We start from the raw sequence: 11966 nt of genomic DNA on the forward strand, positions 1-11966 counted from the left end.
AGATTCTGGTCCAGGCAGCCGCATCACAAACAGGACGATGGAACGGACGGGATAACGGATCGTGCGACGCCTTTTGACAAGCCTTATGATTGCCGTTGCCCTGGTGAATTCGGCGCCTGCCTTCGCAATGCAGACGGTGCCGGCGGGCAATCGTCATGCCGAGCAGCCCGATATTCCGGGCGCTTCCGTCAGGCGCACCAAAGGCACCAAAAGCAGCTTCGATCTGAAATACGAAAAGGTTCATGAGCTTCTGGCGACCGATCGGGAGCTGATGAGCAAGATCCGCAAGATTTCCAGCGCTTACGGCATCAATCCCATCCATGTCGTCGGCGCGATCGTCGGCGAACACACCTATAATGTCGATGCCTACGACCGGCTGCAGGCCTATTATGTCAAGGCTGCCTCCTACGCCGGAGAAAGCTTCCGCTTCGCCTATGATGGCGAAAGCGTCGACGAATTCGTGGCGCGGCCGCAATTTTCCGACTGCAAGGGCAAGAACGATTCCTACACGCTCTGGTCCTGCCGCGAAGATGTTTGGGAAACCGATTTCCGCGGGAAGACGGTTGATGGTACGAGCTTTCCCAACAACCGTTTCAGCGCGGTCTTCTTCCAGCCCTTCTATGCCGGCCAGACCTTCGGCCTCGGCCAAGTCAATCCGCTGACGGCGCTGATGCTCTCCGATCTCGTGACCCGCGTGTCCGGCTATCCAAAGCTGAATGAGAAGAATGCCGGCGCCGTCTACAGGGCCATCATGGATCCCGATATCTCGCTCGCCTTCGTCGCGGCCTCAATCCGCAGGTCGATCGACGATTACAAGCAGATCGCCGGCATCGATATCTCGGGCAATCCCGGCCTGACGGCGACGCTCTATAATGTCGGCAATTCGCGCCAGCGCGCCGCAGCACTTGCTGCGAAGAACCGCGGCGCCGGTGCGACGGTCTGGCCGGAAGAGAATTATTACGGCTGGCTGATCAACGACAAGCTGGACGAACTCAAGGGCCTGCTCTAGCTTCAAGCTTGCCGGGAAGGCTTAGATCTTCCCCGAAAGGCTTTTACGATGGACATGCGTCCGGACCCCTTCGTCCCGCCAGCACCGCTGCCTCGTACCGTGCCCCCGAGCCGGCTGGAAATCATCCGTATCATCCTGCGCAATCCGCTCGAACTCTGGGGCGAGCCGTCCTACACGCTGCCCTGGATACGCACCAATTTCTTCGGCCAGAGGACGCTGATCGTCAACGATCCGGGCCTGATCAAGCATGTGCTAGTCGACAACGCCAATAATTACCGCATGTCGGATGTGCGCCAGCTCGTCCTGCGTCCGATCCTCCGCGACGGCCTTCTGACCGCCGAAGGTCCTGTCTGGAAAAGATCGCGCAAGGCGGTGGCGCCTATTTTCACCCCCCGCCATGCCCAAGGCTTTGCCGGGCAGATGCTGCGCCAATCCGAAGATTATGCCCGCAAATATGAGAGCGCAGGCGAGGCAGGCGCCATTTTCGATATCAGCACCGATATGACCGAGCTGACCTTCGCGATTCTGGCTGACACATTGTTCTCTGGCGAAATCGTCACATCGAGCGGCCATTTCGCCGACGACGTCAATGAACTCCTGCATCGCATGGGCCGCGTCGATCCGATGGATCTGATGCGCGCTCCGTCCTGGGTTCCACGTGTGACACGCATCGGCGGGCAGAAGGTGCTGGAGAAATTCCGCGCCATCGTACGCAACACGATGGATATGCGGCTCGCAAAGATGAAGGCAGACCGCAGCAGCGCGCCTGAAGATTTCCTGACCCTGCTCCTGGAAGAGGCTGGCCCCGAGGGGCTGACCAACGAAGAAATCGAAGACAATATTCTGACCTTCATCGGCGCGGGGCATGAGACCACAGCCCGAGCGTTGGCCTGGACGCTGTATTGCGTATCGAACAGCCCGCATATCCGCGAGGCGATGGAAGAAGAAATCGACGCGGTGCTCGCCACTGGGGCCAAACCTGTGGAATGGCTGGATATGATGCCGCAGACGCGCGCCGCCTTCGAGGAGGCTTTGCGCCTCTATCCGCCGGCGCCATCCATCAATCGCGCCGCCATATTGGATGATTCCTGGACCAGCACCAAGGGCGAGCGGGTCGCGATCGAAGCTGGCGTCACGGTGCTTGTCATGCCTTGGACGTTGCATCGCCACGAACTTCACTGGGACAGGCCGCGCGCCTACATGCCCGAACGCTTCCTGCCGGAAAATCGCGGCTCTATCGGCCGCTTTCAGTTCCTGCCTTTCGGCGCTGGCCCGCGTGTCTGCATCGGCGCAACCTTTGCGCTTCAGGAGGCGGTGATCGCCCTTGCTGTCCTAATGCATCGTTACCGCTTCGATTCCACCGATCAGACCAATCCTTGGCCGGTGCAGAAGCTGACGACGCAGCCGCAGAACGGACTGCCGATGCGCGTGACGCCACGCATAATTTCCACGAAGGCATAAATCTTTCGAATTATTGCAGAATTGACTGTGAATGAAAGCCGGGCAAAGTGGCAGCATTCGAAAGTCGTTGCCAGGGAGAATGTCGCATGAGCCGCGTTGATAAGAACGGTCTTGCCATCGAAACCGTCCTTCATGATTTCCTCGTCAAGGAGGTGCTGCCGGGTCTGGCGGTCGATGCGGACAAGTTTTTCGCCGATTTTTCCGCGATCGTCCATGATCTCGCCCCGAAGAATCGTGCGTTGCTGGCAAAACGCGACGAGCTGCAGGTAAAGATCGACGACTGGTATCGTCGGCATGGCGCCCCGGCGGATATGGACGAATACCAGTCCTTCCTCCGCGAAATCGGCTATCTCCTGCCTGAGGGATCGGACTTCCAGGTTTCGACCGACAATGTCGATCCGGAGATCGCCTCGATTGCCGGCCCGCAGCTCGTCGTTCCCGTCATGAACGCCCGTTACGCCTTGAACGCCGCCAATGCCCGCTGGGGTTCGCTCTATGATGCGCTCTACGGTACGGACGCCATTCCCGAGAGCGACGGCGCCGAGAAGGCTAAGGGTTACAATCCGAAGCGCGGCGAGAATGTCATCGCCTGGGTGCGCGATTTCCTCGATACGTCAGCGCCGCTGCAGGACTGCCGCTGGAAGGACGTCGGAAGCTTCGCCGTCACGGATGGCGCGCTCTCTGTCAGATCGATCGATGGCGAGCAGACCATGCTGACGAACGACAAGCATTTTGCCGGCTATCGCGGCGATCCCGCCGCTCCCACGCATCTTCTCCTGAAGAACAACGGCATTCACATTGAAATCGTCATCGATGCGACGACGACGATCGGGAAAGCCGATCCGGCTCATATTTCCGATGTCTGGCTGGAATCGGCAATCACGACGATCATGGACTGCGAGGATTCGATTGCCGCCGTCGATGCCGAGGACAAGGTCGTCGTCTATCGCAACTGGCTCGGCCTGATGAAGGGCGACCTGCAGGAAGAGGTGGCAAAGGGCGGAACGAGCTTCATCCGCACGCTCAACCCGGATCTGCAATATGCCGGCCCGGATGGTGCCGCCTTCGAGGTACACCGGCGCTCGCTGATGCTGGTGCGCAATGTCGGCCACCTCATGACCAACCCGGCGATCCTCGACCGCGACGGCAACGAAGTGCCTGAAGGCATCATGGATGCTGCGATCACCGGCCTGATCGCGCTTTACGATATTGGCCCCTCCGGCCGGCGGAAGAATTCCCGCACCGGCTCAATGTATGTGGTCAAGCCGAAGATGCATGGGCCGGAAGAGGTGGCCTTCGCCGTCGAAATCTTCTCGCGTGTCGAAGACGCGCTTGGCCTACCGCGCAACACCATCAAGATGGGCATCATGGATGAGGAGCGCCGCACGACCGTCAACCTCAAGGAATGCATCCGCACCGCCCGCGAGCGCGTCGTCTTCATCAATACCGGCTTCCTCGATCGCACCGGCGACGAGATCCACACCTCGATGGAAGCCGGCCCGATGATTCGCAAGGGCGACATGCGCCAGGCGGCCTGGATATCAGCCTATGAGAACTGGAACGTCGACATCGGCCTCGAATGCGGCCTTTCCGGCCACGCCCAGATCGGCAAGGGCATGTGGGCGATGCCGGATCTGATGGCGGCAATGCTCGAACAGAAGATCGCCCACCCAAAGGCCGGCGCCAACACCGCCTGGGTGCCATCGCCGACGGCCGCAACCCTGCATGCCACCCATTATCACCGGGTCAATGTCGCCCGTGTTCAGCAGGGGCTGAAGGATCGCGCCCGCGCCAAACTCTCCGATATTCTCTCCGTGCCGGTCGCGGTGCGGCCGAACTGGACGCCGGAAGAAATCCAGTGCGAGCTCGACAACAATGCTCAAGGAATCCTCGGCTATGTCGTGCGCTGGGTCGATCAGGGCGTCGGCTGCTCGAAGGTGCCCGACATCAACAATGTCGGTTTGATGGAAGATCGCGCGACGCTGCGCATCTCGGCCCAGCACATGGCGAACTGGCTGCATCACAAGGTCATCACCGAAGCTCAGATCGTCGAGACGATGAGGCGCATGGCCGCCGTCGTCGACCGGCAGAATGCGTCGGACCCCGCCTATCAGCCGATGGCCGGCAATTTTGACGATTCGATCGCCTTCCAGGCTGCCCTCGATCTCGTCCTGAAGGGCAGAGAACAGCCGAACGGCTACACCGAGCCGGTGCTTCACCGCCGCCGCCTCGAGCTCAAGGCGAAGCAGACTGCCTGACGGAAAATACGAAAAGGCCGCCGGAACGATAGTTCGGCGGCCTTTTTTATACCGAATTCTATAATTAGCTTACTGAATGACGACGACTTTGGACGTGCCCTTGCCCGGGCGGACGCGGCTGTAGAGATCGATGACGTCCTGGTTCATCAGGCGAATGCAGCCCGAGGAAGCGGCGGTGCCGATGGAGGCCCATTCCGGCGTGCCGTGCAGGCGGAAGAGCGTGTCCTTGCCGTCCTCGTTGAAGAGATACATGGCGCGCGCGCCGAGCGGATTGCTGAGACCCGGACCCATGCCGTCCTCGACGTATTTGGCAAGATCAGGCCGGCGGACGGCCATTTCCTTCGGCGGGTGCCAGTTTGGCCATTCCTGCTTCCAGGCGACGTAGGCGGTGCCGGCCCATGCGAAGCCCTGCTTGCCGACGCCGATGCCGTAGCGCATCGCCTTGCCGTTGGCCAGGATGTAATAGAGGAAGCGCTCGCGCGTGTTGACGATGATCGTTCCGGGACGCTCTGTGGTCTGGTAGCTGACGACCTGGCGGCGGAATTGCGGCTTGACCCTGTCGATCGGGATCGCCGGTAGGGAGTACCCGGCATCCTTCGTCAGGCCGTAGGCGTCATTGAAGATCTGTGCCGTCTGAACCGTCGGGCCTGCGCCCTTGTCGTCGACGGATGCGCTGTCTGAGGTCGTCGAGCAACCGGCCAGAGCGAATGTCGCCAGCAGGCCAAAGACAGGGAATGCATTGCGGATGCGCATGGATGACTCTTGAAGTTTTGGGGCAAGGAGAACGGTCTTTCGACCATCGTTGATTATGGTTTATTTTCGATTAACTTGCGCTTTGCAAGACTACTGCAGCGCGACAAATCCGTCTGCCGCGCAAATTAGAAGCGCATGGTTTTTTTGCAACAACACGCCAGCCCCTCTGATGGTTATCCATGACGATTTTGAGTGTTTACAATAACAATCCGTTAATCGATGGCCGGCAATCGGACAGGGCCATGATGGTACGGCGCGGAACGCAGATATTGCTGCATGAAATGCGCCACGCCGTGCTGCCCGAACTGCCGCTGGCCAGCGGCCGCCGTGCCGATCTGATCACGCTTTCGGAAAAGGGCGAGGTCTGGATCATCGAAATCAAGACCTCGATCGAAGATTTCAGGGTGGATCGCAAATGGCCGGAATACAGGCTGCATTGCGACCGCCTGTTCTTTGCGACTCACCAGGATGTGCCGCTGGAGATCTTTCCCGAGGAATGCGGACTGTTCCTCTCGGATGGTTATGGCGCCCATATGATTCGCGAGGCGCCGGAACACCGCATGGCGCCGGCCACGCGCAAATCCGTCACGCTCAACTTCTCGCGTGCCGCCGCGCAAAGGCTGATGATGGCCGAATGGGCGAATGGAAAACCGTTCACTGTGGACGACGTCTAATTATAATCGCACGAGGTGCTCGTCTATTTCGGCGCGCGTTTGGCAAGGATACGCTGCAGCGTCCGCCGGTGCATGTTGAGCCGGCGCGCCGTTTCGGAGACATTGCGCTCGCACATTTCATAGACCCGCTGGATATGCTCCCAGCGCACCCGGTCGGCCGACATCGGATTTTCGGGAAGCTCGGCCTTTTCACCCGGCCGCTGCGTCAGCGCCGAAAAGACGTCGTCGGCATCCGCAGGCTTTGCAAGATAATCGACGGCGCCGAGCTTCACGGCAGTCACTGCCGTTGCGATATTGCCATAGCCGGTCAGCACGATGATCCTGGTGTCGTCGCGCCGCTGGCGGATAGCCTCGATGACGTCGAGCCCATTGCCGTCGCCGAGCCGAAGGTCGACCACCGCATATTTCGGCGGCCGGCCTTTCGATTTCGCAACGCCCTCCGCCACTGATTCGGCCGTCTCCACCTGGAAGCCGCGTGTCTCCATCGCCCGTGCCAGGCGGCGCAGAAACGGCCCGTCGTCATCGACGATCAGCAGGCTGGCATCGGGACCGATATGGTCCTCATCTGACGCGGCGAAATTGTCATGATTCTGTTCTGTCATCGTCTCGGTCCCGGCGGTTGAACGCCCGATCTGCGTCAACTGCTATATCCTGTTTATGCCGACAAAGTCATTTTGTCGAATTTGCGTCGATTAGCATGCGCGGCCATTCGATTCGGATACGCGCGCCCGCACTTTCCGGATCGCGGTTCTCGAAAATCAGCGATGCGCCGGAGCGCTCCAGCAGCGTCTTGGCGATGAAAAGCCCGAGCCCAAGGCCACCCGCCGTATCCTCTTTCTGCCGCTTCGTCACATAGGGCTCGCCGATCCGCGTCAGAATATCGGGCGCATAACCGTTCCCGTCGTCCTCGATAACGATCAGCACTTTGTCGTGATCGTGCTCGACGGTAACGATCACTTTCTCTCGCGCATAATCGACGGCATTTTCGATCAGATTACCGAGCCCGTACATGATGCCGGCATTGCGGTCGGTGACCGGCTCGCCCTTGCGCGGGCTCTTTTCGATGAGCTCCAATCTAATGCCGAATTCCCGGTGCGGCGCGACGATCTCCTCGATCATCGAGGAAAGCGGCAGCCGGCGCATATGCGCCTCTCCTTCGGAGGAAAGCGTCGTCAGCCGCCGCAGGATGTCGCGGCAGCGTTCGCTCTGGCTGCGCAGCAGCATGACGTCCTCGCGGAAACGATCGTCATTCTTGAGTTCCCGCTCCATTTCCTTGGCGACGACGCTGATCGTCGCAAGCGGCGTTCCGAGTTCATGGGCGGCCGCCGCCGCCAGCCCGTCGAGCTGCGACAGATGCTTTTCCCGCTGCAGCACCAGTTCGGTCGCAGCCAGCGCATCGGCAAGCTGGCTCGCTTCCATCGAGACCCGATAGGCATAGAAAGCGGCGAATGCCATGGTCGAGGCGATCGAGCACCAGACACCGAACTGCATGACGTTGTGCACGTTGATCTCGACGCCGTCGAACCAGGGCAGCGGAAAGGGCGAAAAGGCAAGCACCGTGATGCAGACCATCGCAACACCGATCAGCGCGGTGCTGTAGCGAATCGGCTGCGAGGCAAAGGAGATGATGACCGGCACGCAGACGAGCGCTGCGAAGGGGTTGGCAAGGCCGCCGGTGATGAAGAGCAGCGCGCAGAGCTGCAAAAGGTCGAAGCCGAGCAGCGCAAAGGCGGCTGGCGGTTCCAGCCGATGCGTCGGCGGATAACGGATCGTCAGGTAGAAATTCACCCAGGCAAGGGCGGCGATCAGCGAAGAACTGGCAACCAGCGGTAAGGGAAATTTCAGCCAGAAGGCAACGATGAAAACCGTCAGCGCCTGTCCGCCGACGGCAAGCCAGCGCAGCCGCACCAGCGTCTGCAGGCGCAGCCTGCGGCTGTTGTGCCGGTCCTCCAGCGTATAGCCTTCCGTCTTGTCGATCATGTCAGGCTTATCGATCATGCCGAGGGCTCCTTGAATGGCCCTCATGTACCACGCGGTTTTGCCCGTGTCGTCGGCAACGCATCCTCCGGCCGCTCCGGCCAGGGATGCCGGGGATAGCGCCCGCGCATGTCGGCACGTACATCCTTCCAAGAGCCGGCCCAGAAGCCCGGCAGGTCGCGTGTCGTCTGAATCGGCCGGTGCGCCGGCGAGGTCAGCTCGAGCAGCAGCGGCAGGCGGCCACCGGCAATGGCTGGATGCTGCTTCAGTCCAAACAGCTCCTGCACGCGGATCGTCAGCACCGGCTCCTCGCCCTCATATTGGATCGGATGCCTTTGGCCGGTCGGCGCTTCGAAATGGGTCGGCGCAAGCCGGCTAAGGTCGCGTTGCAATTCGTGCGGCACCAGCGACATCAGGCCGTTCGAAAGCCCGGCTGCGGAAATCTCGGAAAGGCCGCGGGCTTCCGTCTGAAAGGGTGCGAACCAGTCGTCCAGCCGGGAAAGCAGGGCATCATCGCTGACATCGGGCCAGGGCTCACCGATCGTCCTGTGGAGAAAGCCGATCCGCTCGCGAAGCTGAATGGCTTCCTTCGGGAAGGCAAGCTGATCGAGGCCCAGCTCGCGTACCCCTTCCACCAGCGCCTGGGTGACTGCTGCTCCGGAAGGGCGCGGCAAAGGCGTCTCTTCGAAGACGATTGCGCCGAGCCGGGTTGCCCGCCGCGCCCGGATTTGCCGGCTCTGCCGGTCGAAGAATATCTGGTCGCCGCTTTTGATCTCACCGGGCAACTCGGCTTCGATATCGCCGCGTGTCACCTCGGCTGCCGCCAGAACCCGCGCCTGCGCCGCCCGTCCGGTCAGGTCGGCAATCACCAGCATTTGGCTGCCGGCCAGCCTCTCTGTTTCCGGCAGCTCTGCTCCGCGCCCGTTCGCCATCACGAAGCGGCCGCGCCCGCCGCGCTGAAGTGCGATTCGATCCGGGAACGCATGCAGCAGCAATTGGCCTGCAAGCGCCGGCGCTGTTGCGGCAACGCTGTCGAGGCCGCTCGACAGCCGCCCCGCCAGCCGCCGTGAGGCCTCTGCTCTCTCGCCCCGCTCGGCCTTGAAGCGTCGCAGCCGCTCCTCGATATCGACACTCGTTCCGCCAAGCCCCTGTTCGGTGAGAAGCACGGCGATCATCGCCGCGTCCCGTGCGTGTCCCGCTTCTCCCGCCGAGACGACCATGGCGGCAAGCCGCGGCGGCAAAGCGAGATCGCGCATCACCTTGCCGCGCGCTGCCAGCGCTCCGTCCTTGTCGAGCGCGCCAAGCTGGCCAAGCAGCACCCGCGCTTCCCTCAGCGTCGTTTCCGGCGGCTGATCGACGAAGGCAAGGGATGCCGGATCTTGAACGCCCCAATGCGCAAGGTCGAGCACCAGCCCCGAGAGATCGCTGGAAAGGATCTGCGGCGGGGTGAAGGCCGGCAGTGCCGCCGTTTGTCCCTGGTGCCACAGCCTGACGGCGATGCCCGGTTCCGTTCGTCCGGCACGGCCGGCCCGCTGATCGGCGGACGCCCGCGACACGCGCACCGTCTCCAGCCGCGTGATCCCGGTCGACGCCTCGAACACCGGCAGGCGCTGCAGCCCGCTGTCGATCACGATCCTGACGCCGTCGATGGTGATCGATGTTTCGGCGATCGATGTCGCAAGCACGATCTTGCGCGTCCCCTGTGATGCCGGCCGGATCGCCGCATCCTGCTCCTTCTGGCTGAGATTGCCGTAAAGGGGCGCAATCAGCGTTTCGGCTCCGACTCGTCCTGCCAAGCGTTCGACGGTCCGGGTGATTTCCGCCTGGCCGGGCAGGAAGGCGAGAATCGAGCCGGCCTCATTGGCATGGGCATCGAGTATCGCCCGCGTCACCGCATCCTCGATACGTTCGCCGCCCGGCCGATCCTGGTAACGGATATCGATCGGAAAGCTGCGCCCCAGGCTTTCGATAACAGGTGGATGGTCGAGCAAGCCGGCCACGCGTTCGACGTCGAGGGTCGCCGACATGACCAGGATGCGCAGATCCTCGCGCAGCGCCGACTGGACGTCGAGTGCCAGAGCGAGTCCGAAGTCTGCGTCCAGCGAACGCTCGTGGAACTCGTCGAAGATCACGACCGAGACGCCGTTCAGTTCCGGATCGTCGAGGATCATCCGGGCGAAAACCCCTTCGGTCACCACCTCGATCCGTGTCGCTGCCGATATCCTGTTGTCGAGGCGCATGCGGTAGCCGACCGTCTCGCCGACCTGTTCGCCGATGAGCGATGCCATCCGGCTTGCCGCTGCCCGCGCCGCCAGCCGCCGTGGCTCCAGCAGGATGATCTTGCCGTCGCCGCGCCAGGTCTTGTCGAGCAGGTAAAGCGGTACCAGCGTCGTCTTGCCGGCGCCGGGTGGGGCGGAAAGAACGGCGCGTTTTTGCTTTTCCAGCGCGGCAGCGACGGCCGGCAGGACATGTGAAACCGGAAGCTCCGGCAAGGATGCACTGATTGTCACTTTCGGCCCGTCACTGTCTCATAGGCAAGGATGGCGCCGGCGAGATCCTCCAACGCCGCACCCACCGACTTGAACAGCGTGATTTCTGCGTCATGGGTTCGTCCGCCATGGGCGCCGCTGACGAGTTCCGCAAGCTCAGCCCGGATGTCGCCTTCCTTCAGCACGCCGCTTTTCAGCGGCTGGACAATGTCGCCTGCCTCGGCGAGGGCGCCGGCGCGGGTGTCGACATAAACGGAGGCACGGCGGATGGCCTCGTCGTCGCTTTCGCGCATGCTCGGCTTGAAGGCGCCGACGAGATCGAGATGGGCGCCGGGCTTCAGCCAGTCGCCTGATATCAGTGGCGCGCTGGAAAGCGTGGCGCAGGAAATGATATCGGCTGTCCGCGCTGCGGCTTCAGCATCCGCGACCACCTCGGCATTCAGTCCGAGCGCCCGGGCTTCGGCTGCGATCTTTTCCGCCGCTTGCCCGTTGCGGCCCCAGACCCGGTACCTCTTGATCGAACGGGTCGTGCCGTGGGCAAGCATCAGGTTGAGGGACAGCCGTCCGGTTCCGCAGACGAGCAGCTCTTCCGCGTCGGGGCGAGCGAGATGACGGGCCGCCAGCGCCGATGCCGCCGCCGTCCGCCGCGCCGTCAACTCGCCGCCGTCGATCGCAGCAAGCATTTCCCCGGTAGCGCCGGAGGAAAGAAGATAGGTTCCGAAGATCGCCGGCAGGCCCCGCCGCACATTGCCTGGAAAGACCGAGACCGTCTTTACCCCGGCATAGCGTCCGGGAACCCAGGCCGGCATCAGGAGCAATGTGGCGCTTTCCTCATCCGGCACCTCCATCTCATGGTGATGACGCACCGGCATCACGCATTCGCTCTGGAACATGCGGGCGATCGCCTCGATCAGTTCCGGCCAGGGCAAGGCCGCGCGCGTCTGTTCTTCATCGAGGACAAGCATTCTTCACTCCGCCGGATCTTTCTCACCGCCAAACTAACGAGTGAGGCGTGGAATACGCAAGCACCCTGGAATTCCGCGTCGGGCACCCCATATAAGCCTCATCTCCCTCGCCGAAGCCTATCCTTCAGGATTCGGCAAAAACGAATCTCAAAAACCATCCGATCGGGTGGTCGATTTGCTCGTTTTTGGAGGCAGGCGATAAAAGCCCTACATTTTCAACCTGTTACAAAAATGTCAAAAAACTTTGGTTGGGTGTGTTGACGGATGAGTTTGGTTAGTTCTATAAGCCCACTCACTGAACGAGGGCGGCGGCGCTGCTGGCGACGAAGTCTTTCGTTCTAGTGAAACTCAAGCGGATTGGCGATTGCTGGTTTGTGTTC

Annotated in this window: 9 protein-coding genes; 4 read left to right on the forward strand and 5 right to left on the reverse strand. The window is 61.6% G+C overall.

Features of this window, described 5'->3' with window-relative positions; translation table 11 throughout:
* The first annotated feature begins 61 nt into the window (after positions 1-61).
* From RlegSU303_RS22885 to RlegSU303_RS22895, 3 genes are all read left to right on the forward strand, one after another.
* Positions 62-1009, forward strand: coding sequence for a DUF1402 family protein (locus RlegSU303_RS22885; protein ID WP_131719636.1), 948 nt, complete (start codon positions 62-64; stop codon positions 1007-1009).
* Positions 1010-1057: 48 nt separating this feature from the next.
* Entirely contained in the window at positions 1058-2470 is a 1413-nt protein-coding gene (locus tag RlegSU303_RS22890) for a cytochrome P450 (RefSeq protein ID WP_131719637.1), read from the forward strand.
* 86 nt (positions 2471-2556) lie between these two features.
* Complete coding sequence (locus tag RlegSU303_RS22895) at positions 2557-4728, forward strand: malate synthase G (protein ID WP_131719638.1); 2172 nt, start codon at positions 2557-2559, stop codon at positions 4726-4728.
* Positions 4729-4797: 69 nt separating this feature from the next.
* Here RlegSU303_RS22895 and RlegSU303_RS22900 read toward each other — a convergent pair whose 3' ends face one another.
* A complete protein-coding gene (locus RlegSU303_RS22900; RefSeq protein WP_017962671.1) occupies positions 4798-5481 on the reverse strand; it encodes a L,D-transpeptidase in 684 nt (227 codons plus the stop codon).
* A 179-nt stretch (positions 5482-5660) separates the two neighbouring features.
* Here RlegSU303_RS22900 and RlegSU303_RS22905 point away from each other — a divergent pair, with 179 nt between their 5' ends.
* Positions 5661-6155 (forward strand): MmcB family DNA repair protein, encoded by a 495-nt coding sequence (locus RlegSU303_RS22905; RefSeq protein ID WP_012759589.1) that lies wholly within the window; start codon positions 5661-5663, stop codon positions 6153-6155.
* Positions 6156-6178: 23 nt separating this feature from the next.
* On the opposite strand, the gene RlegSU303_RS22910 is transcribed toward RlegSU303_RS22905, so the two are convergent.
* The 4 genes from RlegSU303_RS22910 to RlegSU303_RS22925 form a co-directional block, all read right to left on the reverse strand.
* Positions 6179-6757: an ActR/PrrA/RegA family redox response regulator transcription factor gene (locus RlegSU303_RS22910; RefSeq protein WP_025396545.1), complete on the reverse strand. Its 579-nt coding sequence runs from the start codon at positions 6755-6757 to the stop codon at positions 6179-6181.
* 67 nt (positions 6758-6824) lie between these two features.
* Positions 6825-8153 (reverse strand): ActS/PrrB/RegB family redox-sensitive histidine kinase, encoded by a 1329-nt coding sequence (locus tag RlegSU303_RS22915; protein ID WP_172426311.1) that lies wholly within the window; start codon positions 8151-8153, stop codon positions 6825-6827.
* A 23-nt stretch (positions 8154-8176) separates the two neighbouring features.
* On the reverse strand, positions 8177-10642 hold the full coding sequence (gene hrpB, locus RlegSU303_RS22920; RefSeq protein ID WP_131719639.1) for an ATP-dependent helicase HrpB: 2466 nt from the start codon (positions 10640-10642) through the stop codon (positions 8177-8179).
* On the reverse strand, positions 10639-11586 hold the full coding sequence (locus tag RlegSU303_RS22925) for an ornithine cyclodeaminase family protein (protein ID WP_131620110.1): 948 nt from the start codon (positions 11584-11586) through the stop codon (positions 10639-10641). Before RlegSU303_RS22925 ends, hrpB begins: the two co-directional genes overlap by 4 nt.
* Positions 11587-11966 lie beyond the last annotated feature (380 nt).

Origin of the sequence: Rhizobium sp. SU303 (assembly GCF_021052345.1) — a bacterium.
Lineage (GTDB): Bacteria > Pseudomonadota > Alphaproteobacteria > Rhizobiales > Rhizobiaceae > Rhizobium > Rhizobium laguerreae.